The sequence below is a fragment of the Enterobacter sp. HK-058-C-ECC genome (assembly GCF_047531125.1).
In the GTDB taxonomy this organism is placed as follows: Bacteria; Pseudomonadota; Gammaproteobacteria; order Enterobacterales; family Enterobacteriaceae; genus Enterobacter; species Enterobacter quasiroggenkampii.
In genome coordinates this window covers 400,488-427,233 of the sequence record NZ_JBLKCH010000001.1, presented here as the reverse complement: position 1 = coordinate 427,233, position 26,746 = coordinate 400,488, and the positions used below count along the sequence as shown (strand labels likewise).

At 54.2% G+C, this 26,746-nt stretch carries 30 protein-coding genes and 1 other annotated feature; of the genes, 11 read left to right on the top strand and 19 right to left on the bottom strand.

Annotated features, from left to right (window positions below):
- Window positions 1-2 precede the first annotated feature (2 nt).
- The 7 genes from pheT to thrS all read right to left on the bottom strand — a co-directional run bounded on the left by pheT (window position 3) and on the right by thrS (window position 6,869).
- Window positions 3-2,390, bottom strand: coding sequence for a phenylalanine--tRNA ligase subunit beta (gene pheT, locus ACMWJS_RS02100; protein WP_414746518.1), 2,388 nt, complete (start codon window positions 2,388-2,390; stop codon window positions 3-5).
- Between the two features lie 15 nt (window positions 2,391-2,405).
- Window positions 2,406-3,389, bottom strand: a complete 984-nt coding sequence (pheS, locus tag ACMWJS_RS02095; RefSeq protein ID WP_021241084.1) for a phenylalanine--tRNA ligase subunit alpha — start codon at window positions 3,387-3,389, stop codon at window positions 2,406-2,408.
- Window positions 3,390-3,451: 62 nt separating this feature from the next.
- Window positions 3,452-3,576 (bottom strand) — a sequence feature (Phe leader region).
- Entirely contained in the window at window positions 3,527-3,571 is a 45-nt protein-coding gene (gene pheM / locus ACMWJS_RS02090; RefSeq protein WP_001386830.1) for a pheST operon leader peptide PheM, read from the bottom strand. Its footprint overlaps the feature before it by 45 nt.
- Window positions 3,577-3,693: 117 nt before the next feature.
- A complete protein-coding gene (gene rplT / locus ACMWJS_RS02085; RefSeq protein ID WP_000124850.1) occupies window positions 3,694-4,050 on the bottom strand; it encodes a 50S ribosomal protein L20 in 357 nt (118 codons plus the stop codon).
- 49 nt (window positions 4,051-4,099) lie between these two features.
- Window positions 4,100-4,297, bottom strand: a complete 198-nt coding sequence (rpmI, locus tag ACMWJS_RS02080) for a 50S ribosomal protein L35 (protein WP_001124225.1) — start codon at window positions 4,295-4,297, stop codon at window positions 4,100-4,102.
- A 97-nt stretch (window positions 4,298-4,394) separates the two neighbouring features.
- The gene (gene infC, locus ACMWJS_RS02075; protein ID WP_023616141.1) at window positions 4,395-4,937 is read right to left on the bottom strand and encodes a translation initiation factor IF-3; all 543 of its coding nucleotides are present in this window, start codon (window positions 4,935-4,937) and stop codon (window positions 4,395-4,397) included.
- Window positions 4,938-4,940: 3 nt separating this feature from the next.
- Window positions 4,941-6,869, bottom strand: coding sequence for a threonine--tRNA ligase (thrS, locus tag ACMWJS_RS02070; RefSeq protein WP_008500657.1), 1,929 nt, complete (start codon window positions 6,867-6,869; stop codon window positions 4,941-4,943).
- 324 nt (window positions 6,870-7,193) lie between these two features.
- Between thrS and yncL the strand changes: the two genes are divergently transcribed.
- Both yncL and yniD read left to right on the top strand, forming a co-directional pair.
- Window positions 7,194-7,286, top strand: a complete 93-nt coding sequence (gene yncL, locus ACMWJS_RS02065) for a stress response membrane protein YncL (RefSeq protein WP_021241082.1) — start codon at window positions 7,194-7,196, stop codon at window positions 7,284-7,286.
- Between the two features lie 98 nt (window positions 7,287-7,384).
- Window positions 7,385-7,492, top strand: a complete 108-nt coding sequence (yniD, locus tag ACMWJS_RS02060; RefSeq protein ID WP_008500658.1) for a small membrane protein YniD — start codon at window positions 7,385-7,387, stop codon at window positions 7,490-7,492.
- Window positions 7,493-7,572: 80 nt separating this feature from the next.
- On the opposite strand, the gene ACMWJS_RS02055 is transcribed toward yniD, so the two are convergent.
- Window positions 7,573-8,331 (bottom strand): YdiY family protein, encoded by a 759-nt coding sequence (locus tag ACMWJS_RS02055; protein ID WP_414746657.1) that lies wholly within the window; start codon window positions 8,329-8,331, stop codon window positions 7,573-7,575.
- A gap of 295 nt (window positions 8,332-8,626) precedes the next feature.
- On the opposite strand from ACMWJS_RS02055, the gene pfkB reads away from it, so the two are divergent.
- From pfkB to ACMWJS_RS02040, 3 genes are all read left to right on the top strand, one after another.
- Window positions 8,627-9,559, top strand: coding sequence for a 6-phosphofructokinase II (gene pfkB / locus ACMWJS_RS02050; protein ID WP_045336121.1), 933 nt, complete (start codon window positions 8,627-8,629; stop codon window positions 9,557-9,559).
- Between the two features lie 106 nt (window positions 9,560-9,665).
- On the top strand, window positions 9,666-9,956 hold the full coding sequence (gene ghoS, locus ACMWJS_RS02045; RefSeq protein WP_008500661.1) for a type V toxin-antitoxin system endoribonuclease antitoxin GhoS: 291 nt from the start codon (window positions 9,666-9,668) through the stop codon (window positions 9,954-9,956).
- 105 nt (window positions 9,957-10,061) lie between these two features.
- Window positions 10,062-10,922: a fructosamine kinase family protein gene (locus ACMWJS_RS02040; protein WP_008500662.1), complete on the top strand. Its 861-nt coding sequence runs from the start codon at window positions 10,062-10,064 to the stop codon at window positions 10,920-10,922.
- 36 nt (window positions 10,923-10,958) lie between these two features.
- On the opposite strand, the gene ACMWJS_RS02035 is transcribed toward ACMWJS_RS02040, so the two are convergent.
- A complete protein-coding gene (locus tag ACMWJS_RS02035; protein ID WP_008500663.1) occupies window positions 10,959-11,495 on the bottom strand; it encodes a YniB family protein in 537 nt (178 codons plus the stop codon).
- 148 nt (window positions 11,496-11,643) lie between these two features.
- On the opposite strand from ACMWJS_RS02035, the gene hxpB reads away from it, so the two are divergent.
- The 3 genes from hxpB to ACMWJS_RS02020 all read left to right on the top strand — a co-directional run bounded on the left by hxpB (window position 11,644) and on the right by ACMWJS_RS02020 (window position 14,526).
- Complete coding sequence (hxpB, locus tag ACMWJS_RS02030) at window positions 11,644-12,315, top strand: hexitol phosphatase HxpB (protein WP_048027532.1); 672 nt, start codon at window positions 11,644-11,646, stop codon at window positions 12,313-12,315.
- A 101-nt stretch (window positions 12,316-12,416) separates the two neighbouring features.
- On the top strand, window positions 12,417-13,007 hold the full coding sequence (locus ACMWJS_RS02025) for a metal-dependent hydrolase (protein WP_032644865.1): 591 nt from the start codon (window positions 12,417-12,419) through the stop codon (window positions 13,005-13,007).
- Window positions 13,008-13,134: 127 nt separating this feature from the next.
- Window positions 13,135-14,526: an L-cystine transporter gene (locus ACMWJS_RS02020; protein WP_045336125.1), complete on the top strand. Its 1,392-nt coding sequence runs from the start codon at window positions 13,135-13,137 to the stop codon at window positions 14,524-14,526.
- Between the two features lie 49 nt (window positions 14,527-14,575).
- Here the strand turns inward: ACMWJS_RS02020 and cedA are convergent, their stop codons facing one another.
- The gene (cedA, locus tag ACMWJS_RS02015) at window positions 14,576-14,851 is read right to left on the bottom strand and encodes a cell division activator CedA (RefSeq protein WP_258526576.1); all 276 of its coding nucleotides are present in this window, start codon (window positions 14,849-14,851) and stop codon (window positions 14,576-14,578) included.
- Window positions 14,852-15,018: 167 nt separating this feature from the next.
- Between cedA and katE the strand changes: the two genes are divergently transcribed.
- Window positions 15,019-17,268, top strand: coding sequence for a catalase HPII (gene katE, locus ACMWJS_RS02010; RefSeq protein ID WP_414746517.1), 2,250 nt, complete (start codon window positions 15,019-15,021; stop codon window positions 17,266-17,268).
- Window positions 17,269-17,357: 89 nt separating this feature from the next.
- Here katE and chbG read toward each other — a convergent pair whose 3' ends face one another.
- The 7 genes from chbG to osmE all read right to left on the bottom strand — a co-directional run bounded on the left by chbG (window position 17,358) and on the right by osmE (window position 23,207).
- Complete coding sequence (chbG, locus tag ACMWJS_RS02005; protein WP_069719420.1) at window positions 17,358-18,107, bottom strand: chitin disaccharide deacetylase; 750 nt, start codon at window positions 18,105-18,107, stop codon at window positions 17,358-17,360.
- Window positions 18,108-18,118: 11 nt separating this feature from the next.
- Window positions 18,119-19,474, bottom strand: coding sequence for a 6-phospho-beta-glucosidase (locus ACMWJS_RS02000; RefSeq protein WP_414746516.1), 1,356 nt, complete (start codon window positions 19,472-19,474; stop codon window positions 18,119-18,121).
- A gap of 109 nt (window positions 19,475-19,583) precedes the next feature.
- On the bottom strand, window positions 19,584-20,402 hold the full coding sequence (chbR, locus tag ACMWJS_RS01995; RefSeq protein WP_029740446.1) for a transcriptional regulator ChbR: 819 nt from the start codon (window positions 20,400-20,402) through the stop codon (window positions 19,584-19,586).
- A 29-nt stretch (window positions 20,403-20,431) separates the two neighbouring features.
- A complete protein-coding gene (gene chbA, locus ACMWJS_RS01990) occupies window positions 20,432-20,779 on the bottom strand; it encodes a PTS N,N'-diacetylchitobiose transporter subunit IIA (protein ID WP_032639846.1) in 348 nt (115 codons plus the stop codon).
- A 46-nt stretch (window positions 20,780-20,825) separates the two neighbouring features.
- Complete coding sequence (gene chbC, locus ACMWJS_RS01985) at window positions 20,826-22,184, bottom strand: PTS N,N'-diacetylchitobiose transporter subunit IIC (protein WP_023311283.1); 1,359 nt, start codon at window positions 22,182-22,184, stop codon at window positions 20,826-20,828.
- Window positions 22,185-22,263: 79 nt separating this feature from the next.
- Window positions 22,264-22,581, bottom strand: coding sequence for a PTS N,N'-diacetylchitobiose transporter subunit IIB (gene chbB / locus ACMWJS_RS01980; RefSeq protein WP_008500676.1), 318 nt, complete (start codon window positions 22,579-22,581; stop codon window positions 22,264-22,266).
- 284 nt (window positions 22,582-22,865) lie between these two features.
- The gene (gene osmE, locus ACMWJS_RS01975) at window positions 22,866-23,207 is read right to left on the bottom strand and encodes an osmotically-inducible lipoprotein OsmE (RefSeq protein ID WP_008500677.1); all 342 of its coding nucleotides are present in this window, start codon (window positions 23,205-23,207) and stop codon (window positions 22,866-22,868) included.
- Window positions 23,208-23,428: 221 nt separating this feature from the next.
- Here osmE and nadE point away from each other — a divergent pair, with 221 nt between their 5' ends.
- Together nadE and cho are read left to right on the top strand one after the other, a co-directional pair.
- Window positions 23,429-24,253, top strand: coding sequence for an ammonia-dependent NAD(+) synthetase (nadE, locus tag ACMWJS_RS01970; protein WP_032651538.1), 825 nt, complete (start codon window positions 23,429-23,431; stop codon window positions 24,251-24,253).
- 180 nt (window positions 24,254-24,433) lie between these two features.
- Window positions 24,434-25,312 (top strand): excinuclease Cho, encoded by an 879-nt coding sequence (cho, locus tag ACMWJS_RS01965; RefSeq protein ID WP_045910612.1) that lies wholly within the window; start codon window positions 24,434-24,436, stop codon window positions 25,310-25,312.
- Here cho and ves read toward each other — a convergent pair.
- On the bottom strand, window positions 25,290-25,847 hold the full coding sequence (gene ves / locus ACMWJS_RS01960; RefSeq protein WP_021241069.1) for an environmental stress-induced protein Ves: 558 nt from the start codon (window positions 25,845-25,847) through the stop codon (window positions 25,290-25,292). The two genes, cho and ves, sit on opposite strands and share 23 nt — an antisense overlap.
- Window positions 25,848-26,144: 297 nt before the next feature.
- Window positions 26,145-26,639 (bottom strand): ATP-independent periplasmic protein-refolding chaperone Spy, encoded by a 495-nt coding sequence (gene spy / locus ACMWJS_RS01955; protein ID WP_414746515.1) that lies wholly within the window; start codon window positions 26,637-26,639, stop codon window positions 26,145-26,147.
- Window positions 26,640-26,746 lie beyond the last annotated feature (107 nt).

The following is a 26,746-nucleotide window of genomic DNA, read 5'->3' as shown; positions in this document are numbered from 1 at the left end:
GTTCAATCCCTCAATGATGCCTGGAATCGCTCTTTTAATGCCCCTACACATTTGGCGACGGTAGCGGCAATCTCCTCTTCTTCAAGTGTACGGCTGGTATCCTGAAGGATCAGGCTGATAGCCAGGCTCTTAAAGCCCTCTGCTACGCCCTTGCCGCGGTACACGTCAAATAAGTTTACGCCAACTACCTGATTTACGCCAACTTTCTTACATTCGGCCAAAATATCTGCTGCGGGCACATTTTCCGCGACCACAACCGCGATATCACGGCGGTTTGCCGGGAAGCGGGAGACGTCCTGAGCCTGAGGAATCACGCGGTCTGCCACCAGGTTCCATTCCAGCTCGAACACGATGGTACGGCCGTTCAGGTCCAGTTTACGCTCCAGCTCAGGGTGAACAACCCCAATAAAACCAATGCGTTTGCCGTCTAAATAGAGGGCAGCGCTCTGGCCTGGATGCAGGGCCGGGATGGCTTCTGCGCGGAATTCAATTTCAGATAATTTACCGGTCAGATCCAGAATCGCTTCCAGATCGCCCTTCATATCGTAGAAATCAACCGTGCCTTTTGCCAGGTCCCAGTGTTCTTCATAGCGGTTACCGCTGATGGCGCCAGCCAGCATGAGATCCTGACGGATGCCTAAATTTGCCTGATTATCCGGTACAAAGCGCAAACCGCTTTCGAAAATTCGCACGCGGTTTTGCTGGCGATTCTGGTTATAAACGATAGTGCCCAGCAGGCCCGTCCACAGGGACAGACGCATCGCGGACATTTCGCTGGAGATTGGGCTTGGCAGGATCAGCGCTTCCTGACCCGGGTGGATCAGCTGCTGCAGTTTTGGATCAACAAAGCTGTAGGTGATCACTTCCTGGTAGCCTTTGTCGTTCAGCATGGTTTTCACACGCTTCAGGGACAGGTCGGCTTCACGGTGGGTGCCCATCACCAGACCGGCCTGGACAGGCTCGTCAGGGATGTTGTTGTAGCCATAAACACGGGCCACTTCTTCCACCAGATCTTCTTCAATTTCCATGTCGAAACGCCATGATGGCGCAACGGCTTTCCACTCGTCCTGGCCTTCGGTCACTTCACAGCCCAGACGCTTCAGGATATCGGTCACCTGCGCATCGGCAACATGGTGCCCAATCAGACGATCCAGCTTGCTGCGGCGCAGGGTGATGGTCGCACGCTTCGGCAGCGTGGCTTCGTTGGTGACGTCGATCACCGGGCCCGCTTCGCCGCCGCAGATGTCGATCAGCAGGCGGGTGGCACGCTCCATTGCTTTGTACTGCAGCGCCGGGTCAACGCCACGCTCGTAGCGATGAGACGCATCGGTGTGCAGACCGTGACGGCGTGCGCGACCGGTGATAGAGAGCGGGCTGAAGAACGCGCACTCCAGCAGCACGTTTTGGGTTTCGTCGTTGACGCCCGAATGCTCGCCACCGAAGATACCGCCCATTGCCAGCGCTTTGCTGTGGTCAGCAATCACCAGGGTGTCGGCGTTCAGTTTCGCTTCGCTGCCGTCCAGCAGAACCAGGGTTTCACCCTCTTTCGCCATGCGCACCACAATACCGCCTTCGATACGATCTTTATCGAACGCATGCATTGGCTGGCCCAGCTCCAGCAGAACGTAGTTGGTCACGTCGACCACGGCGTCGATAGAGCGGATACCGCAGCGGCGCAGCTTCTCTTTCATCCACAGCGGGGTTGGCGCCTTAACGTTGATGCCTTTCACCACGCGACCGAGGTAGCGCGGGCAGGCATCCGCAGCGTCAACCTGAATAGGCAGCACGTCACTGATGGTCGCTTCAACCGGCGCAATGTCTGGCGCGTTCAGTTCGGTCTGGTTCAGCACAGCAACGTCGCGCGCCACGCCGATGATCCCTAAACAGTCGGCACGGTTTGGCGTGACGCTGATTTCGATGGTGTTGTCATCAAGCTTCAGGTACTCACGGATATCGGTGCCGATTGGCGCATCCAGCGGCAGCTCAATGATGCCGTTGTGATCGTCGGAAATACCCAGCTCGGAGAAGGAACACAGCATGCCTTCAGACGGCTCGCCGCGCAGCTTAGCCGCTTTGATTTTGAAATCGCCCGGCAGTACCGCACCGACGGTCGCCACGGCCACTTTCAGCCCCTGACGGCAGTTTGGCGCACCGCAGACGATATCCAGCAGACGGTCACCGCCTACGTTTACTTTTGTTACGCGCAGTTTGTCCGCGTTAGGATGCTGGCCGCACTCTACCACTTCGCCGACGACCACGCCGTTGAATGCGCCGGAAACCGGCTCAACGCCGTCCACTTCCAGACCTGCCATGGTGATCTGGTTAGAAAGCGCGTCGCTGTCCAGCGTGGTGTTCACCCACTCGCGTAACCACAGTTCACTGAATTTCATTGTTCTGTCCTGCCCTTATTTAAACTGTTTGAGGAAACGCAGATCGTTTTCGAAGAATGCACGTAAGTCGGTCACGCCGTAGCGCAGCATGGTCAGACGCTCCATACCCATACCGAAGGCAAAGCCGGAGTAAACTTCCGGATCGATACCCACGTTACGCAGTACGTTTGGATGCACCATGCCGCAGCCCAGCACTTCCAGCCATTTGCCGTTTTTGCCCATCACGTCAACTTCCGCAGACGGTTCAGTGAACGGGAAGTAGGACGGACGGAAACGAACCTGCAGATCTTCCTCAAAGAAGTTGTTCAGGAAATCGTGCAGCGTGCCCTTCAGGTTGGTGAAGCTGATGTTTTTATCAACAATCAGGCCTTCCATCTGGTGGAACATTGGGGTGTGGGTCTGATCGTAGTCGTTACGATAGACGCGGCCCGGCGCGATAATACGGATTGGCGGTGCCTGATCCTTCATGGTACGGATCTGAACGCCGGAGGTCTGAGTACGCAGCAGACGCGTCGCGTCGAACCAGAAAGTGTCGTGGTCAGCGCGTGCCGGATGATGGCCAGGAATGTTCAGAGCATCGAAGTTGTGGTAATCATCTTCGATTTCCGGGCCAGTCGCCACGGTAAAGCCGAGCTCACCGAAGAAACTTTCAATGCGATCGATGGTGCGGGTAACCGGGTGCAGACCGCCGTTCTCGATGCGGCGACCCGGCAGAGAGACGTCGATCGTCTCTGCGGCCAGACGCGCATTCAGCACCGCGCTTTCCAGCTCGGCTTTACGTGCGTTCAGCGCCTGCTGTACCTGCTCTTTGGCTTCGTTAATCACCGCCCCTGCTGCCGGGCGCTCTTCTGGCGGCAGCTCACGCAGGGTTGTCATTTGAAGGGTCAAGTGCCCTTTCTTCCCAAGATATTCGACGCGGACATTGTCTAACGCGGCAACATCTGAGGCCTGATTAATGGCGGCTGTTGCACTGGCAACCAGCTCTGCGAGATGTGACATGATTTTCCTCATTATGTCGGTGCAGACACCGATTTGGTGGAGTTATTCTCTCAAATTCAGGCACAAAAAAAGCCTCCATCGGGAGGCTTATCTGGCGCTGTTTTTCGTTTCATCTTTCACGCGCTAGCCTCCTGAAGTCAGGTGCTAAAGTAAAAGAAGAAGCGGAAAATAGCAGCATTCATGCTTGCGTTACCTTGTTGGGTAAAAACCGTTGAGACCTTATTGAAAAGCCTGCACGGGTAAATGTCAATCTTCTTACAGGGTTATATGAAAAGAGGGAGCCAGGCCCCCTCTCTCAACTGGCTTATGCCAGTGCTGCTTTCGCTTTTTCGACCAGAGCGGTGAACGCTACTTTGTCGAATACTGCGATGTCAGCCAGGATCTTACGGTCGATTTCAACAGAGGCTTTTTTCAGGCCGTTGATGAATTTGCTGTAAGAAATACCGTTCTGACGTGCTGCTGCGTTGATACGCGCAATCCACAGTTGACGGAACTGACGCTTACGCTGACGACGGTCACGGTAAGCGTACTGACCTGCTTTGATAACAGCCTGGAAGGCAACGCGGTATACGCGTGAACGCGCACCGTAGTAGCCTTTAGCTTGTTTCAAAATTTTCTTGTGACGTGCACGTGCAATTACACCACGTTTTACGCGAGCCATGTGTGCTCTCCTGTATCTATTCTAAGTTAAAAAAGTTAAACGAAACGACTTATGCGTACGGCAGGCACGCGATGACCAGGCCCAGATCGCCTTTAGAAACCATGGCTTTTGGACGCAGGTGACGTTTACGCTTGGTAGCTTTCTTAGTCAGAATGTGACGCAGGTTAGCGTGCTTGTGCTTAAAACCACCTTTACCGGTTTTTTTGAAGCGCTTAGCAGCACCGCGTACGGTCTTAATTTTTGGCATTTTAATAACTTCCACTTCGCATTGTTAAATAAACGAAACATAGGCGAACAAAACCTATGAAACCCGAAGGCTCCACAGATTTTGCTGCTTGAAGGCCTTACTGTTTCTTCTTAGGAGCGAGCACCATGATCATCTGGCGGCCTTCGATCTTCGTAGGGAAGGATTCGACTACTGCCAGTTCACTCAGATCGTCACGGACGCGGTTAAGCACTTCCATACCAATCTGTTGGTGGGCCATCTCACGACCGCGGAAACGCAGTGTGATCTTGGCCTTATCGCCATCTTCCAGAAAGCGAATCAGGCTGCGGAGTTTTACCTGATAATCGCCATCGTCGGTACCAGGACGGAATTTGATTTCCTTAACCTGGATAACTTTTTGCTTCTTCTTCTGTTCCTTAGAAGACTTACTCTTTTCATAAAGGAACTTGCCGTAGTCCATGATACGACAAACTGGCGGTTCGGCGTTAGGGCTGATTTCAACTAAATCTACTCCAGCTTCTTCAGCCTTTTCGATTGCTTCTCTCAGACTCACAATCCCCAGCTGCTCGCCTTCCAGACCTGTTAAGCGAACTTCCTGGGCGCGAATCTCGCCATTGATACGATTCGGACGTGCCGTTTGAACTCGTTTTCCGCCTTTAATACCTTATTCCTCCAGTTGTTGAAGACTGCGGCTGCGAATCTCTTGTTGCAGCTTCTCAATCACTTCACTTACGTCCAGGCTGCCCAGGTCTTTACCACGGCGGGTGCGAACGGCAACTTTGCCTGCTTCCACCTCTTTATCACCACAGACCAACATATACGGGACACGACGTAAAGTGTGCTCGCGGATTTTAAAGCCAATCTTCTCATTTCTCAAGTCTGCTTTTACGCGAATGCCCGCATTTTGTAGTTTCTGCGTCAATTCTTTAACGTAATCTGCCTGAGAATCGGTAATGTTCATCACCACCACCTGCACCGGCGCAAGCCAGGTTGGGAAGAAGCCGGCGAACTCTTCGGTCAGGATGCCGATGAAGCGCTCCAGAGAACCGAGAATGGCACGGTGAATCATTACCGGCACCTGACGCTCGTTGTCTTCGCCAACATAAGAGGCGCTTAAACGCTGCGGCAGGGAGAAGTCCAGCTGTACAGTACCGCACTGCCATGCGCGATCGAGGCAGTCATACAGGGTAAATTCAATTTTCGGACCGTAGAATGCGCCCTCGCCCAGCTGGTATTCGAACGGAATGCCGTTCTCTTCCAGCGCCACGGCGAGATCCGCTTCAGCGCGATCCCAGGTCTCATCGCTACCGATACGTTTTTCCGGACGCGTTGAGAGTTTGACCACGATCTTCTCGAAGCCAAAGGTGCTGTACATATCGTAGACCATACGGATACAGGCGTTAACTTCGTCACGGACCTGATCTTCAGTACAGAAGATATGCGCATCATCCTGCGTAAAGCCACGCACGCGCATCAGACCGTGCAGCGCACCTGATGGCTCGTTACGGTGGCAGCTACCGAACTCCGCCATACGCAGCGGCAGGTCGCGGTAGGATTTCAGACCCTGGTTGAAGATCTGAACGTGTCCCGGGCAGTTCATTGGCTTGATGCAGTATTCACGGTTCTCAGACGAGGTGGTGAACATCGCATCCTTGTAGTTGTCCCAGTGGCCGGTTTTTTCCCACAGCACACGGTCCATCATGAACGGGCCTTTCACTTCCTGATACTGGTACTCTTTCAGCTTGGAGCGTACGAAAGTTTCCAGTTCACGGAAGATGGTCCAGCCGTCGTTATGCCAGAACACCATACCCGGCGCTTCTTCCTGCATGTGGTACAGGTCAAGCTGCTTACCGATTTTACGGTGGTCACGCTTCGCCGCCTCTTCCAGGCGCAGCAGGTAGGCGTTCAGGGCTTTTTTATCGGCCCACGCGGTACCATAGATACGCTGCAACATCTTGTTGTTGCTGTCGCCACGCCAGTAGGCGCCAGCGATCTTCATCAGCTTAAAGTGATGACAGAAGCGCATGTTCGGCACGTGCGGTCCACGGCACATGTCGACGTATTCTTCGTGATGGTACAAGCCAGGCTTGTCATCATGCGAAATGTTTTCGTCAAGAATCGAGACCTTATAGCTCTCGCCACGCTTCACGAAGGTTTCACGCGCTTCGTGCCAGCTGACTTTCTTCTTGATGACGTCATAGTTTGTTTCGGCGAGCTCGTGCATACGTTTTTCGAGCGCGTCGATATCTTCCTGAGTCAGGGTGTGGTCAAGGTCAACGTCGTAGTAGAAACCATTATCGATAACCGGACCGATCGCCATTTTGGTGTTTGGCCACAGCTGTTTGATGGCATGGCCTAACAGGTGCGCGCAGGAGTGACGAATGATCTCCAGACCTTCTTCATCTTTTGCGGTAATGATCGCAAGCGTCGCATCGTTTTCGATCAGATCGGAGGCATCCACCAGCTCACCGTTAACGCGGCCGGCGATAGTCGCTTTCGCGAGACCAGGACCGATGTCCAGGGCAACATCCATTGGGCTAACAGCACGGTCGAAATGGCGTTGGCTGCCATCAGGAAGAGTAATTACAGGCATTTTATATCCTTATTTGCAGTGATGCCCCACACATAAGAGCATATACAAAGAAAATAATCGTGATTTGACAATAGATTACGACACCATCTGACCAACAATCGTCAAATTGGTTCGTCATCATTCACCTGCCGGAAAATCAGACAACGCCGGATATACGGCAAGCCTTGCAATGTTAACACTAACAAAAGGGAGATTGCACCCTCTGCTGGCAGATTGATGTGCTGGCACTTTCGCATGAATTTGCAGGTCGCATAATCCCGGTGCTCGCATTTCAAAGATGCTGGGCTAATCTTGAACAGGTCTTTAAACCCAAAGGTGCATACTATGAACGTATCCAGTAGAACGGTTGTGATTTTAAACATCCTTTCCGCCACCGGTTTATTGTTGATTCTCGCCGAACGATTCCACTGGTTCTGAGCCGAACCCTGCGCTGGCATAACCCAATCGTTCCTGAGTAGGGGCATATTTCGGCCCTGTTTGGTAGACTGTGGGTATCAACGAACAAGGATTAGGTTATGCCAACAAAACGATTTGCCGTAAAACACTGGAAAATGGTGCTGGTGCTGATCGCCATCTGCGGCGCAATGCTGTTACTCCGTTGGGCGGCAATGATTTGGGGTTAGGGGCGAATACAGCTCATCAGAAGGGACGTCACAAGACCAGACAGAATAAACGGGCCGACATGATTATCGGCCCGTCTTCATTACATTCTATAACCCAGTGAAACCGTGGTTCTGCGGTCGGTATGATCCGGTGCAGACTCGGGTGGTGAAGAGTTCCAGGTCACGTTGTAGGCGACTTTCAGACCAAAGTGTTCGTTAATGGCCACGTTCAGCGCCGTCTCAGAGTTCAGCGTCGTATCGTTGGCACCAAATACAGAAACACCCTGGGTAAATTTGGTGTTGTCAGTCATCTGCCAGGCATAGGTGCCGGAAGCATAACCGAGCGGTTGGGTTTTGGTATCGCCATTGGTGTACTCGTCATAACGCACACCCGGACCGAATTCAAAACGGAGGCTGTGTACCGGACCGTTCAGGAACTGACGACCATAACCCGCGGTGAACACGTCACGCTGGCGATAACCATTGTAACGGTCGGTTAACCAGCTTGCCTGACCAAACAGGTAATCATAGTCGGTCATGTTGTAACGGCTACGTCCGCCAACCGCATATTTCTCGGAAGAACGTTCGTCATTAGCGGACGTATTGCTGGCATTACCCCACAGAGACCAGGCGGTGGTATTACCGTACCAGGTAAGCGTACTGTCCGCCGTCAGAGAAGAGCTTTTCGTGTTACCGGATTGTGCCAGGTACCCAGCGTTCAGGTTACCTTCAAACGGTTTTTTCGCGGTGGAGGGATCGTCCATGACAGTAAAAACGGAATCATCGGCGGTCGCGTTCATAGCCGCAAACACGCCACCCGCCAGCATCAGTGCAGCGGGAACTGTCTTTAAACGCTTAATTTTATTAAGGCGTCCGTACAACAAAAAACGACACCACACGGTCCCGGAATCTTTCTTGAGGATCAATGACAAGGCGTCCAGAGAAAGGTAACAAATTATAAAAAGCCGCAAATAACATAGCAATGTTTTCTTATTTCATTTTTTGAATAAGAACGATCCCAAAAAGCGTTTTATTTTATATATCTCCGGTCTTACTTTTATTCAGTATTCATATTTAAAATCATACTGTTATTTACGTTGCCTTCCTGACAAATGGTGCCAGACTAAAAGGAACCCATGCTAAAAGGAGGTAATGATGGTTTCTATCTACACCCTGACGCTCTCCCCTTCCCTTGATTCCGCCACCCTGACGCCGCAGATTTACCCGGAAGGTAAATTGCGCTGTAGCGCCCCGGTCTTTGAGCCCGGCGGTGGCGGTATCAACGTGGCGCGCGCCATTACTCACCTCGGCGGTAAGGCCACGGCCATTTTTCCCGCAGGCGGTGCCACCGGCGAACACCTGGTCTCTCTGCTGGCAGATGAACAGGTTGCCGTAGAGACCGTCGAGGCGAAAGACTGGACGCGGCAAAACCTGCATGTCCACGTTGAATCCAGCGGCGAGCAGTACCGGTTTGTCATGCCGGGCGCGAAACTCACCGATGACGAGTTTCGTCAGCTTGAAGAGAAAGTACTGACCATTGAAAGCGGCGCGCTGCTGGTGGTAAGCGGCAGCCTGCCACCCGGCGTCAGCACGGAAAAATTAACCGCACTTATTCAGGCGGCGCAGCAACGCGGTATCCGCTGCATCGTTGACAGCAGCGGCGAGGCCCTGCAGGCGGCCTTAGTGCCGGGCAATCTTGAACTGGTCAAACCCAACCAGAAAGAGCTAAGTGCGCTGGTCAACCGCGACTTGACGCAGCCTGACGATGTGCGCACCGCCGCGCAGGAGTTGGTGCGCAGCGGCAAAGCGCGGCGCGTGGTGGTTTCCCTTGGTCCGCAGGGGGCACTGGCCGTCGATGAAACGTCGTCCGTTCAGGTTGTCCCACCGCCAATGAAGAGCCAGAGCACGGTTGGCGCGGGTGACAGCATGGTGGGCGCGATGACGCTTAAGCTGGCGCAGGGCGCGTCACTGCTGGAGATGACGCGCTACGGCGTGGCGGCGGGTAGCGCCGCTACCATCAACCAGGGCACGCGTCTCTGTTCGCTGGCCGATACGCAAAAAATTGTCGATTACCTGTCCCGAAATTAACCCCTGTTCCCCTTCATCCTTATGGAGGGGAATGTCATCACCGAGTCGCCAAACGCAAACTATCGACTATGCTAAGAAAACTTCCATGATAACAATGAGGTGAATTATGAGCAGTGGTGACATCACCCGCTACGTCGTAACCGTCAACCTTCATGAAGCGTCGCTGACCGAGCTGAATGAGCTCAACAACGCCTTCACCCGGGCTAATTTTCTCCTCACGCTCACGGATGACGAGGGCAATATTCATGATTTAGGCACCCTGGCATTTGGTCTGATCGGTGCCCTGAATAAAGAAGAGGTTCATGCGCTGGCCGCCAGTCTGGTGGAAAGTGTGACCGACAAGCCAGCCGAAATTGACGTCGACACCTGGGAAAGCTGGCAGAAAAAAGAACAATAAGTGCCCTGTATGAAATTAAACCGCTCAGGTGTGCGTTAGTTCGTATTTTTTTACCGCAATAATGCGCTAACTTTATGATCTGGCAGACAACATGGGAGAGTCAACATGTGGCAGGCTATCAGTCATCTTTTAAGTGAGCAGCTGGGTGAAGGTGAAATTGAACTGCGTAACGAACTGCCAGGCGGAGAGATCCACGCCGCGTGGCATTTACGCTACGCAGGGCGCGATCTCTTCGTAAAATGCGATGAACGTGAGCTGCTTCCGATATTTACCGCCGAAGCCGATCAGCTTGAACTGTTGTCGCGCAGTAAAACGGTGACGGTCCCGCAGGTGCTGGCCGTCGGTAGCGACCGCGATTACAGTTTTCTGGTCATGGAATATCTCCCCGCCCGTCCGCTGGATGCCCATAACGCTTTCATTCTTGGCCAGCAGCTAGCACGCCTCCATCAGTGGAGCGACCAGCCGCAGTTTGGTCTCGATTTTGACAATGATCTCTCCACCACGCCACAGCCCAATGCCTGGCAGCGTCGCTGGTCGACCTTTTTTGCCGAGCAGCGTATTGGCTGGCAGCTCGAGCTTGCCGCCGAGAAAGGGCTGGAATTTGGCAATATAGACGCCATCGTCGAGCACGTGCAGCAGCGTCTGGCCTCCCACCAGCCTCAGGCGTCTCTGCTCCACGGTGATTTGTGGTCCGATAACTGCGCGCTGGGGCCCAACGGCCCCTATATCTTCGACCCGGCCTGCTACTGGGGTGACCGAGAGTGCGACCTTGCCATGCTGCCGCTGCACCCTGAACAACCGCCGCAGATATACGACGGGTATCAGTCGGTTTCGCCCCTGCCGCCCGGCTTCCTCGACCGTCAACCGGTGTACCAGCTTTATACGCTGATGAACCGCGCCATACTTTTTGGTGGGGAACACCTGGTTAACGCACAGCGGGCGCTGGAGCGCATGCTTGCCGCCTGAGACGCGAACGGGTGGCCTTGCCGCCACCCGTATCGGTTACAGAAAACCGAGCAGTGAGAAGAAGAAGTATCCTGCCACAATGATAATCACGGGAAGGATATAGAGCGGGAAGATTTGCAGGAAAATAGTGTGGCGCGGCACAACAATGCGGGATTCAATCTGCTCCCGGCTCATGCCTTCCGGGCCTTTGGCCTGCTCCAGAATGAGCTGGTCCTCAACGCCCTCGCGTAAAAAGCGCGTCTGACGGCTCATTCGTGCGCCAGAGGCCTGCAGCGCCAGCGCAACAAAGATCAGGGCGTATATCACCCAAAAGCCGATATTCAGCTGATGCTGAAAATCCGGGGTCGGTGAGTTAAACCAGAAGACATTCAAGAATGGCGTATTAAAACGCATCATCTCAATCATCACATGCGCAAAATCAAGCATAACCGCATTGATACCCGGCTGTTTTTCGCTGTGATCGTACATAAATTTGAGTACAGAAATCAGCGTAGAAATGACGGCAGGAATAAAAATCACCCAGCCAGCAATACGTTTTAAGACCGCAATGCGTCCAGCTTGTTGATACGTCATCAGTTCCTCTTCATAAAGACGCGTTATTTGTGCCTAAGTCTACCTGCTGGTCATCAATTTCGCCCGCTCTTTAAAAGCAATATGCTAAATTGCAGAGTGTGCTTAGCACTTATCGTCTGTCGAACACCCTGGATAAGGAGACGTTGTGATGTCGACACCGCGCCAAATTCTTGCCGCAATTTTTGACATGGATGGATTACTGATCGATTCCGAACCGTTGTGGGATCGCGCTGAACTGGACGTCATGGCCAGCCTGGGCGTGGATATCAGCCGCCGTAATGAACTTCCCGATACGCTGGGCCTGCGCATCGATATGGTGGTTGACCTGTGGTATGCCCAACAGCCGTGGGCTGGACCAGGTCGTGATGAAGTGACCGCGCGCATTATCAGCCGCGCCATTTCGCTTGTAGAAGAGAGCAAGCCGCTGCTGCCCGGCGTACGTGAGGCGGTCGCGCTGTGTAAAGCCCAGGGACTGAAGGTCGGCCTGGCCTCGGCGTCACCGCTGCATATGCTGGAAAAAGTGCTCATCATGTTTGAACTGCGCGACAGTTTCGACGCGCTTGCCTCCGCTGAGAAATTGCCTTACAGCAAGCCGCACCCGCAGGTCTATCTGGACTGTGCCGCTAAGCTCGGTCTGGATCCCCTCAACTGCGTTGCGCTGGAAGATTCCGTTAACGGCATGGTGGCCTCTAAAGCCGCGCGGATGCGCTCCATTGTGGTACCAGCGGAAGAAGGCCGCCACGATCCCCGGTTCGCGCTTGCCGATGTGAAGCTACATTCACTGGCAGAACTGACGGCGCGCCATCTGCAGGGCGGTTAACGCCCTCCTCCGGTTTGTGACAAACAGTTACACCGTCACCTCTTCCGCCTACTGTATAAAAACCCTATACTGTATGAATTGACAGTTTTGTGGGTTTTATCATGACGGCGGAAGGCCACCTGCTTTTTTCTATCGCGTGCGCAGTATTTGCCAAAAACGCTGAACTCACCCCCGTGCTGGCACAGGGGGACTGGTGGCATATCGTCCCTTCCGCCGTATTGACCTGTCTGCTGCCCGACATCGACCACCCCAAGTCGTTCCTCGGACAGCGCCTGAAGTGGGTATCGAAACCCATCGCCCGCGCGTTCGGCCACCGGGGGTTTACGCACAGCCTGCTGGCCGTGTTTGGCCTGCTGACGCTTTTCTATTTAAAAGTGCCCGAAAGCTGGATCGTCCCCGGTGATGCCATTCAGGGGATGGTGCTGGGATATTTAAGCCATATTCTGGCCGATATGCTGACGCCTGCGGGCGTACCGCTGCTATGGCCCTGCCGCTGGCGCTTTCGTTTTCCCATCCTGGCACCGCAGAAAGGGAACCAGCTGGAGCGCGTCTTGTGCATGGCGCTGTTTGCTTACGCCGTCTGGATGCCGCAAACGTTGCCCGAAAACAGTGCTGTCCGCTGGTCTTCCCAGATGATTAATTCGCTGCAATTTCAGTTCAATCGCTTTATTCATCACCAGATTGAACAGTAAACCAACAAAATTATCCCATTTGTCATAACCCATTCCATTTGGATATAAGCGCTACATCACACTTCTGCTAACCTTCCGCCAACAGGATCGGTAAAAACCGACCCGATAATAAATCAGGAGAACGGGGATGAATTTTCCACTCATCGCGAACGTCGTTGTGTTCGCTGTATTGCTATTGCTTCTCGCGCAGGCGCGCCACAAACAGTGGAGCCTGGCGAAAAAGGTGCTGGTTGGTCTGGCCATGGGTGTCGTATTTGGTCTGGCATTACAGGCAATTTATGGCTCCGATAATCCAGTTCTGAAAGATTCCATTCAGTGGTTCAACATTGTCGGTAACGGCTATGTCCAGCTGCTGCAGATGATCGTTATGCCACTGGTGTTCGCCTCTATTCTGAGCGCCGTTGCCCGCCTGCATAACGCGACCCAGTTGGGAAAAATCAGTTTCCTGACCATCGGCACGCTGCTGTTCACCACGCTGATTGCCGCGCTGGTGGGTGTGCTGGTCACTAACCTGTTTGGCCTGACTGCAGAAGGTCTGGTTCAGGGTACCGCTGAAACGGCGCGTCTGACCGCGATTCAGACCAACTACGTTGGGAAAGTGGCTGACCTGACCGTGCCGCAGATGGTGCTCTCCTTCATTCCGAAGAACCCGTTTGCTGACCTGACCGGTGCGAGCCCAACCTCGATCATCAGCGTGGTTATTTTCGCCGCGTTCCTGGGCGTAGCGGCGCTGAAGTTGCTGAAAGACGATGCGCCAAAAGGCGAACGCGTGCTGACCGCAATTGACACCCTGCAAAGCTGGGTGATGAAGCTGGTCCGTCTGGTCATGCAGCTCACCCCTTACGGCGTGCTGGCGCTGATGACCAAAGTGGTTGCCGGCTCTAACCTGCAGGACATCATTAAGCTGGGCAGCTTCGTTGTCGCCTCTTATCTCGGCCTGGGCATTATGTTCGTAGTGCACGGTATCCTGCTGGGCGTGAACGGCGTCAGCCCGCTGAAATACTTCCGTAAGGTCTGGCCGGTGCTGACCTTTGCCTTCACCAGCCGTTCCAGCGCCGCATCTATTCCGCTGAACGTGGAAGCGCAAACCCGTCGTCTGGGCGTGCCTGAATCTATCGCCAGCTTCTCTGCCTCCTTTGGTGCCACCATTGGTCAGAACGGCTGTGCGGGTCTGTACCCGGCGATGCTGGCGGTAATGGTTGCTCCTACAGTCGGCATTAACCCGCTGGATCCGGTCTGGATCGCCACGCTGGTCGGGATTGTCACCGTTAGCTCCGCAGGCGTTGCGGGTGTTGGTGGCGGCGCAACCTTCGCCGCACTGATTGTGCTGCCTGCGCTGGGTCTGCCCGTGACGCTGGTCGCCCTGCTGATCTCCGTTGAGCCGCTGATCGACATGGGTCGTACCGCGCTGAACGTGAGCGGCTCCATGACCGCCGGTACGCTGACCAGCCAGTGGCTGAAGCAGACCGACAAAGCGATTCTGGAAAGTGAAGACGACGCCGAGCTGGCGCACCGCTAAACACGTTAGAAATAAAAAAACCGCCTGATGGCGGTTTTTTTTATGGCTGTTATTCTTCAACCTCTTCATCCTGGCGGATCTGCATCGCCCACCGCTGTGCGGACTCCGGCACCGTAAAGGTGGGAGAGCGACGGAAATGCTCGCCGACCAGCACAAAGGCCACGTATTTCCCCCGTAACTGCCACACATCGCGAAAGCCCTCCACTTTCAGGGCATGGTCTGGCGGCGCGGGCTCAACGCGGGGCACATAGCTAATAACCTGGCGGTTTTGTTGACGAAGAGGTTTCATAAGCAACGGATTCACTAAAGCAAATTCTTGAAGCAGGAAAATTCTATGATAGCCGATCCTGCTGCCTTCCGTCGCGCTCCGAGTGGGTGAGATGGCTCCTTTCGCTAATCACGGCATATGAAAACTCTTAGTTCGCGAACCATGTCGCGACATTGTTCTATCCTTAATAGGGTTTTTAGCAATGGATAAAGGAGAAGCGTGCAATGTCGAACAAAGATAAAACACATCAATCACCCATTCATGGCACTGAAGAATCTCAACCGGGTATGGACTCTCTCGCCCCTGCTGACGGCTCTCACCGCCCCTCCCCTGGTCCCTCCGCACCGGGCGAACAGCCTACCGCACCGGGAAGCATGAAATCGCCGGACACGGGAAACGAGAAGCTGAAATCTCTTGAACCACACAGAAAAGGCGGTGAAGGTTTCGCGCTCACGACCAATCAGGGCGTACGCATTGCTGACGATCAAAACTCCCTTCGCGCAGGCACGCGCGGGCCGACCCTGCTGGAAGACTTTATCCTGCGGGAAAAAATCACCCATTTTGACCACGAGCGGATACCGGAACGCATCGTCCACGCGCGCGGTTCCGCGGCGCACGGCTACTTTCAGCCCTACAAGAGCCTGAAAGCGATCACCAAAGCGGATTTCCTCTCCGACCCGGATAAAATCACCCCGGTGTTTGTGCGTTTCTCCACCGTGCAGGGCGGCGCGGGGTCGGCAGATACCGTCCGGGATATCCGCGGCTTTGCCACCAAGTTTTATACCGAAGAGGGTATTTTCGATCTGGTCGGCAATAACACGCCGGTGTTTTTCATTCAGGACGCGCATAAATTTCCTGACTTTGTCCATGCGGTAAAACCGGAGCCCCACTGGGCCATACCGCAGGGACAAAGTGCGCACGACACCTTCTGGGACTATGTTTCCCTGCAGCCTGAAACCTTACACAACGTGATGTGGGCGATGTCTGACCGCGGCATTCCGCGCAGCTACCGCACCATGGAGGGGTTTGGTATCCATACCTTCCGTCTGATCAATGCCGAGGGGAAAGCCACGTTTGTCCGCTTCCACTGGAAGCCTGTCGCGGGTAAAGCCTCGCTGGTGTGGGACGAGGCGCAGAAGCTGACCGGGCGCGATCCGGACTTCCATCGCCGCGAGCTGTGGGAATCCATTGAAGCGAGCGACTTCCCGGAATACGAACTTGGCCTGCAGCTCATACCGGAAGAGGACGAATTTAAGTTCGATTTCGACCTTCTGGACCCGACGAAGCTGATCCCGGAAGAGCTGGTGCCGGTGCAGCTGGTGGGTAAAATGGTGCTTAACCGTAACCCGGATAACTTCTTTGCCGAAAACGAGCAGGCCGCGTTCCACCCGGGGCATATCGTGCCGGGGCTGGACTTCACCAACGATCCGCTCCTGCAGGGACGCCTGTTCTCCTATACCGATACGCAGATTAGCCGACTCGGCGGGCCGAATTTCCACGAAATTCCGATTAACCGCCCAACCTGCCCGTATCACAACTTCCAGCGCGACGGGATGCACCGTCAGGATATTGATACCAACCCGGCAAACTATGAGCCGAACTCCATCAACGATAACTGGCCGCGTGAAACGCCTCCCGGACCGAAACGCGGTGGATTCGAATCGTATCAGGAGCGTATCGATGGCAATAAAATTCGCGAGCGCAGCCCCTCGTTCGGTGAGTATTACGCCCATCCTCGCCTGTTCTGGAACAGCCAGACGCCGATCGAGCAACAGCACATCATCGGCGGTTTCAGCTTCGAGCTGAGTAAAGTGGTGCGCACCTACATCCGCGAGCGCGTGGTCGATCATCTGGCGCATATTGATGTTCAGCTTGCCCAGAGTGTCGCGGACAACCTGGGCATTACGCTGACCGACGAGCAGCGTAACCTTGCTCCGCCGAAAGAGGTTAACGGCGTGAAGAAAGATCCGTCGCTGAGCCTGTATGCGGTGCCGGGCGGCTCGATTAAAGGCCGCGTGGTCGCCATTCTGCTGAACGACAAAACCCGCGCCAGCGACGTGCTGGGGATTATGCAGGCGCTGAAAACCCAGGGCGTACATGCCAAACTGCTCTATTCCCGCATGGGTGAAGTGACGGCCGACGATGGTTCTGTGCTGCCGGTCGCGGCGACCTTTGCCGGTGCGCCATCACTGACCGTCGATGCGGTGATCGTGCCGTGCGGGGATATTGCCAGCCTGCTGACCAACGGCGACGCCGTCTATTATCTGCTGGAAGCCTATAAGCACCTGAAGCCGATCGCGCTGTCCGGCGACGCGCGACAGTTCAAAGCGCAGCTGAAGGTGGCCGATCAGGGTGAGGACGGGATTGTCGAGGGAGATAACGTTGACGATGCCTTTATGACGAAGCTGTTTGATTTGCTCGCCGCGCACCGTGTCTGGTCGCGAAGCAGCAAGATCGATCAGATTCCGGCGTAAAAAAAGCCGGGTGGCGCTTGCGCTTACCCGGCTTACATGTCGATTGCTTTTGTAGGCCCGGTAAGGCGAAGCCGCCACCGGGCTTTATCTCAAAGATCCCCAAACGTCCCCAACCGATACCCGCGCTCGGCAATGGCGTATTTCAACGACGGCGACGTCAGCACATCCAGCTCCGCCAGACGCGGCCAGCAGTAGGCGCTTTTACGCACGGTGTTATCGACAAAGGCAGGATGTGCCATGACCTCCAGCGACCGTTCACCCCGCGCGGCGGAATCATCCAGCACCTTCAGGAACAGCGCGTCGTCAATCTCGTCGCCGTAAAACGCGCTGCTGAACCCCTCAGTGGATGTAACGGTGCAGTCCGGCAATCCGTGCACCTCGCGATCCACGCGCATCGCCACGCCTTTGCGCTGTGCAAACCCGGCGACAAGCGGGAAAATCGCCGGGATCATATGCACGTGGTGATGGCTGTCGATATGCGTCGGCGTCTGACCAAACACATCAACGAAGCGGTTGAACTGACAGTCCAGCTCGCGGGCAATCTCTTCGAGCGGCAGAGCCCCCTGCTCCGCCAGTTCCCAAATCCATTTACCCAACTGGCCATCGCGCGTCAGGCCCGGCATTGGCGAAAGCGGCATCCCGAGCGTCAGCACAAAATGCATGCCGACGCCCAGCTCCGGCACTTCGCGGCTCAGCTGCGCCGCGTGTTCAACCGCCTCACCATTGACCAGCGCCGTTGTAGAGGTCACAACCCCCCGGCGACAGGCTTCAATAATGCCGTAGTTCTGGCCTTTAGAGAGGCCAAAATCATCAGCATTAACGATCAGCAGGTTTTCCATTGTGCGTCCTCTTATTGCTGTTTGAACTTCAGCTTCTCGATCGTGGCGGCAAAGTTCGGCAACCATTTTTCATGCGCCAGGATCATCTCGCTGGCCAGCTGCTCCGCGTCGCGGTCAGAATGCACCAGCGGGCTGAGGTTCAGGGCCAGCAGCACGTCATTGAGCTCACCGCTCAGCGCCGCGTTGCTTGCCGCAACTTCAAAGCCTTTGATGGTGTGGATCAGGCCCATGACCTTGTCATCGAAGTGGGTGATGCGTGGATGCGGTTTAGCGCCCTCGCGTCCCAGGATGCAGGTCATTTCGACGGCCCAGTCAGCCGGAATATTGTCGATATGGCCGTGGTGCGGCACGTTCACATAGTGCTCCGCCTGCTTGTCGTTGTAGATGGCGTTGATCACTTCACACGCCGCATCGGAGTAGTAGGCCCCGCCGCGCTGCTCCAGCTCTTTCGGTTTGACGTTCAGGTTCGGGTCTTTATACAAATCGAACAGTTGCTTCTCAACCTTCTGAACGATCTGCGCACGCGCGCCGCCCTTATAATACTCGCCCATTTCGATGGCCAGCATCTCTTTCTGCTTGAAGTAGTAAAGCAGGTACGAGCAAGGCAGCAGATTCAGCGAGCGGATCAGCCCTTCGCTGAACGGCAGGTCAAAGATGTTTTTCACCGATGCCGCCGTCAGACGACCGGAGGCGACGCCGTCGAGGAGCTCGGCAAAGCGCGATTTTCCGTTCACGATGACATCTTTAATAAATACCATGTGGTTCAGGCCGAACAGATCGATGGAGAGATCGTCGCTGTCGGTCAGCGCCAGCACGTCGCGGATAAACATCTTCATGCCGATCGGAATGTTGCAGACGCCGATAAAACGTTTGAAGCCGGTATGACGATAGACCGCTTCAGTGACCATGCCGGCCGGGTTGGTGAAGTTAATGATCCACGCGTTCGGGCAGATCTCCTGCACATCTTTGACGATGTCGAAAATGACAGGGATAGTACGCAGGCCTTTAAACAGGCCGCCCGCGCCGTTAGTCTCCTGCCCCAGATACCCGTGGCTCAGCGGAATACGCTCGTCCAGCTCACGCGCCTTCAGCTGGCCGACGCGCAGCTGGGTGGTGACGAAATCCGCATCTTTCAGCGCCAGACGACGATCGAGGGTTTTATGCACGGTCAGAGGCACGCCCGCTTTTTCGACCATGCGCTTGCACAGATCGAAAATAATATTCAGCTTCTCCTGACCTTCCTCAACGTCCACCAGCCATAATTCGCTGACCGGTAATTCATGATAACGTTTCAGGAAACCTTCAAGTAATTCCGGGGTATAGCTGCTGCCGCCACCAATGGTTACGACTTTTAATTTCTTCTGCATAATATCTCCCTTAGCGTATCAGGTTAATCGCCTGCAAGGTATAGCGTGCTCTTCCCGCTATTTGGGCAAGCCATTAAAGCAATATTCGTGGCGGGTAATCCGCCGAAAGTTAATTAATTACCGTCAAATTTTTCCGGTAACTGTTCGGTGTGAATGACGTCAATTTCTTAAAGGTTTTAATAAACAGGCTGGGACTGCTGTATCCTGACTCGTAAGCAATATCGGTGACAGAATAGTTGGTAATTTCCAGCTGTTTTTTAGCAAAATTAATGCGGATTTCATTAATAATTTGCACGGGCGTTTTACGATAATAACGCTGCGTCGCACGGGTCAGATATTCCTGGGATTTGCCCGACAGGGAGACCATATTTTCCAGCGCATTTTCGCTGAACTGGCCTTTGTCGTGCATCAGCTCAACGGTGCTGCGTAGCCATTGCGGAATATCATCCGTCACCTGCTGCTCTTCACGATGATGACGCAGCCGGTTCATCACATAGAAGGTCACCGTTTCAATAAACTCATCAAATTCATTGTCGCGGAAGTTAAGCGAGGCGATCACCGTTTCAATCCAGGTCATGAACTCGTTTTTGACCCGATAGACCTGAGAGGCCACAAAGCAGAACGGCACCAGCGGCAGATAGTGCTTCTCGAAGAAACGTCTGCTGACGCCCACATTCAGAATGCGGGTGGCACCAAATTCGTAAAAGCTCTGGTGATAAGACCCCATCGGCAGGAAGACGAAATCCCCTCGTTCAAGCAGGACGCGCTTACCGTTGATTTCCTGATAGTAGCGACCGGTCAGAACAATCGTGAACTCGTAGTAGTCATGCTGATGCAGACCACTGGCGCTCTCCGTCTTGTTGTAGATAACCACGTGAAAATTTTTGCCATTAAACAGCTGCTGTTCAAGTGCGGTTTTAATTTCCATCGTGCTGACCTCCTGCTACTCAGTCTGACTTACTGCATCTTCTCGTGAAGCTCAATGAGCTCCGCCACCAGCTCACGTGCCAGCATCGAGGTCATCAGGTGATCCTGCGCGTGAACCAGCACCAGGCTGACCTTCATCTTCCCTTCGCCCTGATCGCTTTCAATCAGCTTTGTCTGCACCAGATGCGCTTCGTTCAGCGCCGTGCGTGACTGTTCCATCATGGTTTTTGCCGCGGCGAAATCCCCCTGCTTGGCCTGCTTCAGTGCGGCATAGGCCAGGCTGCGGGCCTGCCCGGAGTTGATGATAAGCCCCATCACCACTTCTTCCAGATCGTTCTCGGCGGCGTCGTCTGCGACAATACTATCCAAATCTAACATCTTTAAGCTCCTTGTGGCTGGCGCGGGTTTCCCCGCGCCGTCAATCTTAGAATTTCAGTGAGAGGGCAATATCCTCTTCGCTCTCTTCTTCATCAATGATGGTGGCGGCTTTGTTCGCAATCGCCACGAATGGCATGTACAGCAGGGTGGCAATCCCGAGGTTGAATATCGCCAGCAGGAAGGCCGCGACGCTGCCGTTGGTGTTGAAGAAGGCACCCAGGCCCGCCGGCATGGTCCACGGTGCAATGTTGGTAACCGGTGGAATGATGCCCATGTAGTACGCCGTCAGGGTGATAGCGGCCAGCAGCGGCTGAATCAGGATGAACGGAATGAACATGACCGGGTTCATGATGATTGGCAGACCGAACAGGATCGGTTCGTTAATCTGGAAGATGCCTGATGGCAGCGCCAGCTTCGCCACCTGACGATAGTCAGCACGACGAGAGACAATAAAGACCGCGATGATCAGACCCAAGGTCGCCCCGGTACCGCCCAGGAAGATATAGGAGTCAAGCATCGGCTTCGCCCACACATGGAAAGTTTTACCCGCTGCCAGCGCCGCGTCAACGGAGCCGTACTGCTGATAAAGTGCAACGTTTTCCAGTGCCCATGGGGTCATAATTCCGCTGTCCAGCGCAGCCAGTGCCAGTGAACCATGCACGCCAAAGAACCACAGCAGAGAGGTGAAAATCACATACGCCCAACCGACCACGCCACCCATCGACGCCAGCGGCGTAGAGATAGAGTCCATGATGATCTGGTGGAAGTTTGTGCCCCAGTGAGAGAGCGCCCAGGCAATAATCCCCATGATGGAGAGAATAATGAAGCCTGGAATCAACGCGGAAAATGAACGGGATACAGAAGCCGGTACGCTATCCGGCAGGCGAATCACCCAGTTTCGACGGATGATAAAGGTGAACATCTCTGCCACCACCAGGCCGATAACAATACCGGAGATGATGTTAGCCCCACCCAGCCAGTTGGCGCCAACGGCATAGGCTTCACCCACGCTGTAAGGCGTGACGGTCATAAAGGCGGCGACGGATAATAACCCGGCGGCCAGCGGATCGACCTTACGCTCTTCTGCCAGCGCCATCCCAATAAAGAAAGGCGCCATCAGCGACATAATTCCCAACGTACCGTTATAGACGTTGCCGCCGATGGCTTTAAAACCATTAAGGGTTTCAATAGTGGAAGCGTCTAACCGAATTCCTAATGAATAAAAGAAGGAACCTTCACCAAAGCTCAGAAAAACGTTGTTAATTAAAACGAACATGGCCCCGGCCAACGTCAACGGCATTAATTTAATAAAGCCGTTTTTGATGGCATTAACGTGAGGCTGCTTTCCTATTTTAACAGCAAAAGGAAGGAGTACCTTTTCAAGTGAAGCGATGACTTTACTCATAGGAAAATACCCTTAAATGCCGTAACGCATGTTACGGCGTATTGTGTGTGAAATAACTCTTTGACGGGAAAAATAAAAATTAATTAGCAGCTTTTTTAATGGCTGCCACAGCAGCTTTAAGAACACCTAAACCATCAATCTTGCCGTACAACCCCGAGTCGATCACTTCGACCGGTTTATTAGGTAACAGTCGTTGAATTTCGGGCAACATATAAGCAATTTGCGGTCCCAGTAAAACAACATCGGCTGTCTGACCTTTTTCGCCCGCCAGCGTCTCGGGGAACGCTTCGATCACCACAGGGACTTCATACTTTTCAGCCTGCGCACGCATCTTTGAGACCAGAAGCGAAGTTGACATGCCCGCTGAGCAGAACAGGTAGATATGTTTCTTTTCCATCGTGATTTCCCTCTTGTATGACTACCTGCCATCGCGCTATCACTCGACTCGCTGTCCCGGCAGACAGGTAGTTTGCGTACTGTTGTTTATCGTTGGAGTGAGTATACGCAATGGTACAGACAGGGGATAATTCTGGATAGACTAGAATTGTCTCTCATTGACCTGGCTTGTTGACTACCCTCACATTTCGGGTAAATAATTCGCGAAAAGAAATAAGATTTTCTGATGCATAAAAAAACCGGCCCCGGGGCCGGTTTGTTAACATCCTCAGGCAAGCAGGGTGACTACGCCTTAGGTGCCTGCGGATCGGTGTCGTATTCAGCACAGGTCTGATAGCCGGAGTTGATCACATGACCGGTATCATCCAGGGCGACAAAGTAGGTTTCTGCCTTACCATCACGTTGACCCAGGATATAGGTCTGGCAGGTCCCTTTCGCATGAATCATGGTGACTTCAGAAGAAGGTTTACCGGCAATCGCAGCCACCTGCGAACGGGTCATCCCCTTTTTAACGTCTTTTACTACGGGCTGGGTAAACTGATCCTTGGTGCGATCGTAAGCCGTACACCCTGCCAGCATAGTCAGTACCGCCGCTGCGCTAAGAATTCCTGCTACGTTCTTGTTCATATTCCGTCCTCTTGTTTATCAGCGTGTTATCTAAGCATGGGATAAAAAGTACTATTGTTCAACTTTGTGCGTTACGCCAGACGAATTTCGGAAAATTCTAATAAAACAACGATAAGCTGCTAAATCGGCGCAAAATAGCGCACTCGAAACTGTGATCCTTGTCGTTTCTCGCCCAAAGGGTTAGTTTTAACAGTTAACACATTCTGTTTATGGAGAGCGTGATGACTCTGCAACAAGAGATTATCCAGGCGCTGGGCGCTAAGCCTGCGGTAGATGCACATGAAGAGATCCGCCGCAGCGTGGATTTTTTAAAAGCGTATTTAAAGAAGAACTCTTTCCTGAAATCTCTGGTGCTGGGCATCAGCGGCGGCCAGGATTCAACGCTGACCGGCAAGCTCTGCCAGATGGCCATTTCAGAGCTTCGCGAAGAGACGGGCGATGAGACGCTGCAGTTTATCGCTGTTCGCCTTCCTTACGGCGTACAGGCAGACGAGCAGGATTGCCAGGATGCCATTGCCTTCATTCAGCCTGACCGCGTGCTGACCGTGAATATTAAAGGCTCGGTGCTGGCAAGCGAGCAGGCGTTACGCGAAGCGGGCATTGAGCTGAGCGATTTCGTTCGCGGCAATGAAAAGGCACGCGAGCGCATGAAAGCGCAGTACAGCATCGCCGGGATGACCAAAGGCGTCGTGGTCGGCACCGACCATGCGGCCGAAGCGATCACCGGCTTCTTCACCAAATATGGCGACGGCGGCACCGACATTAACCCGATCTTCCGCCTGAACAAGCGTCAGGGCAAGCAGCTGCTTGCCGCGCTGGGCTGCCCTGAGCATCTGTATAAGAAAGCGCCGACAGCTGACCTTGAAGACGATCGCCCTTCCCTACCGGATGAAGCGGCCCTTGGCGTCACCTACGACAACATTGATGATTATCTGGAAGGCAAAAAGCTGGATGAAGGCACCGCGAAGATCATCGAAGGCTGGTATCTGAAAACCGAGCACAAGCGTCGCCCACCGATTACGGTGTTTGACGACTTCTGGAAATAAACGCAAAACGGTAACCCAGGTTACCGTTTTTTGTGTTTGCGCCCTCTCCCGTGGGAGAGGGTTGGGGTGAGGGCATCAGGCCGCACGTCCTGGCCGGGTAAGGCGTCGCCGCCACCCGGCTCTTTTTTAACCACCACACTCCTGCTACACTGTATACCTGAACAGTATATGGAGCAGTATGTGAGCAGGCGTCAATCCGCCCCGCGTCTTGAGTTTGAAGCGGCGGCTATCTACGAATATCCCGAGCACCTTCGCCCCTGGCTTGAAGCATTGCCTAAACAGCCGGGCGTGTACATCTTTCACGGCGAAAGCGACACCCTGCCGCTCTACATCGGCAAGAGCGTTAACATTCGCAGTCGGGTATTATCCCATCTGCGTACGCCGGACGAGGCCGCCATGCTGCGCCAGTCGCGACGCATTACCTGGTTCCAGACGGCGGGAGAAATGGGCGCGCTGTTGCTGGAGGCGCGGTTGATAAAAGAACAACAGCCGCTGTTCAACAAGCGCCTGCGCCGCAACCGTCAGCTCTGCTCCCTGCAGATCAACGAAGGCAAGCCACAGGTCGTCTACGCGCGCGACGTCGATTTTTCTCATGCCCCGAATCTCTACGGACTGTTTGCCAATAAACGTGCCGCACTTCAGGCGCTGCAGACGCTGGCGGACGAGCTCCAGCTTTGCTATAGCCTTTTAGGCCTTGAGGCGACCACGCGCGGACGCGCCTGTTTTCGATCCGCGCTGAAGCGCTGTGCCGGTGCCTGCTGTGGGAAAGAGAGCGTTGAGGCGCACCACGCCCGGCTCCTCTCCGGTCTGGGGGCCATTAGCGTGAAGTGCTGGCCCTGGGAAAGCGCCGTTGCGCTCAAAGAAGTGGGTGACGCGATGACCCAGTATCACATCGTCAATAACTGGCTCTGGCTGGGCGCTGTCGACGATATCAACGACGCGGCAACCCTGCTGCGCACGCCCGCCGGATTTGACCACGATGGCTACAAAATTCTCTGTAAACCTGTGCTGGCCGGTAAGTTTGAGATCATTGAACTCAATGGCCTGGCAGCCACGTGATTTCGCTGAACAATAAGGTACCCTGAGCCTCCAGCAGACGCAGCGTATGGGTACCCTCCTCCCAGCTGGCGCCCTGATCGGCCGTCAGCAATTTATCACCCAGCTGCCACGCCCCGCTTAACACAAACACCACGCCCCCGCGTGTGCCAAAGGTGGTAAAGGTACGGTCAGCCACGCGCACCTTCGCCCGGCAGCAGTCGCGACGGGTCATGATGTTGAAGTCCATCGCCATCCGCCCATCGGACAGCAGCGCTTTCACCGGCAGGTCGCCGGCAAAGCTATAGGGCTGATGGTGCTTCAGGGTATGGAAGAACGCCTGGCCGGCATCCAGCGTCACCTCCCCGCCTTCCAGCAAGGTAATCACCCGATCGACGCCGGGGAAAGAGGAGAATTCGCCGTTGCTGGCGATAGTCGCGATACTGGCACGCCAGTGAAAATCACGCGTCGCGGGAGGGAAACAACAAATTTCACGCGTTTCACCCGCACCATTGCGCCACAGGCTGACCGGCATTTTACGGATATCAAAGAACTCCATCACCACTCCTGAATGGCACAACCCGTGCCAGGGCAAGGATATTGCTATCGTTGCTGTCTTGTTTGTTATCGTTAGGTATTCACAGACACAGTATCGGCAGCAGAGCGGGCAGGCCTTAGCGGAACGTTAATAAAAATGCTAACGCCATGACTCTACAAACATTCTCTGATGCGACTACAGGAGCATACCGCGCTGGCGGCGGCAGACAAGAGGGCAGGAAAGAAAAACCGCCGGTCCTGTCCACAGCGTTTTCGCTTTTGTGGACAGGATCCCGGCGGTCTTAAGAGAGTGAACCGATTATTCGGTTGGTGCTGGCATTTTACCTTCCATCGCCGGACGTTCTGTCAGACGCTTCTCAAAATTCGCATTAAATTGTTTTTTCTGTTCCGGGGTCAGAATGTTGTAGATCTTGTTCTGGGTTTCCAGGTGAGCCAGCATGCGGGCTTTGTGCTGCTCGGCCATTTTGTCGATCTGCGCTTCGGCTTTTGCCTTGTCGAAGCTGTCGCTGGCGATGATGTCATGCATAGCACGACGCTCTTCCAGCGGCGGACGTTTCATCTGGTCGCGTTCGCTTTTCCGGATATCGCGGATCTGCTGTTTCTGCGCATCCGTCAGGTTGAGATCCTTAAACATCATCATCTCGTTGTGCATACCCGGGCCTTTATGATGCATCATCATTTTGCCTTCAGCAGGCGCGGCAGCGGTTGTGGTCGCAGTATCTGTGGCGAACGCCATGCTGGTAGCGCCCAGAGCCAGGGTAGAAGCAACAAACAGTGCAGTAAACTTACGCATAATTTATTTCCTTTCTTTCAGTTATTCTTCGGCGCTATGCCGTGTTGACGAGATTAACTTTACGGGGTTTATCGTCAATTAGTCAGAGCAACGGTAAAACAATGAAA

What these genes read in the sequence shown, in the direction of transcription:
- pheT (WP_414746518.1), bottom strand. Translation starts at nt 2,390, where the DNA reads ATGAAATTCAGTGAACTGTGGTTACGCGAGTGGGTGAACACCACGCTG.
- pheS (WP_021241084.1), bottom strand. Translation starts at nt 3,389, where the DNA reads ATGTCACATCTCGCAGAGCTGGTTGCCAGTGCAACAGCCGCCATTAAT.
- rplT (WP_000124850.1), bottom strand. Translation starts at nt 4,050, where the DNA reads ATGGCTCGCGTAAAACGTGGTGTAATTGCACGTGCACGTCACAAGAAA.
- rpmI (WP_001124225.1), bottom strand. Translation starts at nt 4,297, where the DNA reads ATGCCAAAAATTAAGACCGTACGCGGTGCTGCTAAGCGCTTCAAAAAA.
- thrS (WP_008500657.1), bottom strand. Translation starts at nt 6,869, where the DNA reads ATGCCTGTAATTACTCTTCCTGATGGCAGCCAACGCCATTTCGACCGT.
- yncL (WP_021241082.1), top strand. Translation starts at nt 7,194, where the DNA reads ATGAACGTATCCAGTAGAACGGTTGTGATTTTAAACATCCTTTCCGCC.
- yniD (WP_008500658.1), top strand. Translation starts at nt 7,385, where the DNA reads ATGCCAACAAAACGATTTGCCGTAAAACACTGGAAAATGGTGCTGGTG.
- pfkB (WP_045336121.1), top strand. Translation starts at nt 8,627, where the DNA reads ATGGTTTCTATCTACACCCTGACGCTCTCCCCTTCCCTTGATTCCGCC.
- ghoS (WP_008500661.1), top strand. Translation starts at nt 9,666, where the DNA reads ATGAGCAGTGGTGACATCACCCGCTACGTCGTAACCGTCAACCTTCAT.
- ACMWJS_RS02040 (WP_008500662.1), top strand. Translation starts at nt 10,062, where the DNA reads ATGTGGCAGGCTATCAGTCATCTTTTAAGTGAGCAGCTGGGTGAAGGT.
- ACMWJS_RS02035 (WP_008500663.1), bottom strand. Translation starts at nt 11,495, where the DNA reads ATGACGTATCAACAAGCTGGACGCATTGCGGTCTTAAAACGTATTGCT.
- hxpB (WP_048027532.1), top strand. Translation starts at nt 11,644, where the DNA reads ATGTCGACACCGCGCCAAATTCTTGCCGCAATTTTTGACATGGATGGA.
- ACMWJS_RS02025 (WP_032644865.1), top strand. Translation starts at nt 12,417, where the DNA reads ATGACGGCGGAAGGCCACCTGCTTTTTTCTATCGCGTGCGCAGTATTT.
- ACMWJS_RS02020 (WP_045336125.1), top strand. Translation starts at nt 13,135, where the DNA reads ATGAATTTTCCACTCATCGCGAACGTCGTTGTGTTCGCTGTATTGCTA.
- katE (WP_414746517.1), top strand. Translation starts at nt 15,019, where the DNA reads ATGTCGAACAAAGATAAAACACATCAATCACCCATTCATGGCACTGAA.
- chbG (WP_069719420.1), bottom strand. Translation starts at nt 18,107, where the DNA reads ATGGAAAACCTGCTGATCGTTAATGCTGATGATTTTGGCCTCTCTAAA.
- ACMWJS_RS02000 (WP_414746516.1), bottom strand. Translation starts at nt 19,474, where the DNA reads ATGCAGAAGAAATTAAAAGTCGTAACCATTGGTGGCGGCAGCAGCTAT.
- chbR (WP_029740446.1), bottom strand. Translation starts at nt 20,402, where the DNA reads ATGGAAATTAAAACCGCACTTGAACAGCAGCTGTTTAATGGCAAAAAT.
- chbA (WP_032639846.1), bottom strand. Translation starts at nt 20,779, where the DNA reads ATGTTAGATTTGGATAGTATTGTCGCAGACGACGCCGCCGAGAACGAT.
- chbC (WP_023311283.1), bottom strand. Translation starts at nt 22,184, where the DNA reads ATGAGTAAAGTCATCGCTTCACTTGAAAAGGTACTCCTTCCTTTTGCT.
- chbB (WP_008500676.1), bottom strand. Translation starts at nt 22,581, where the DNA reads ATGGAAAAGAAACATATCTACCTGTTCTGCTCAGCGGGCATGTCAACT.
- osmE (WP_008500677.1), bottom strand. Translation starts at nt 23,207, where the DNA reads ATGAACAAGAACGTAGCAGGAATTCTTAGCGCAGCGGCGGTACTGACT.
- nadE (WP_032651538.1), top strand. Translation starts at nt 23,429, where the DNA reads ATGACTCTGCAACAAGAGATTATCCAGGCGCTGGGCGCTAAGCCTGCG.
- ves (WP_021241069.1), bottom strand. Translation starts at nt 25,847, where the DNA reads ATGGAGTTCTTTGATATCCGTAAAATGCCGGTCAGCCTGTGGCGCAAT.
- spy (WP_414746515.1), bottom strand. Translation starts at nt 26,639, where the DNA reads ATGCGTAAGTTTACTGCACTGTTTGTTGCTTCTACCCTGGCTCTGGGC.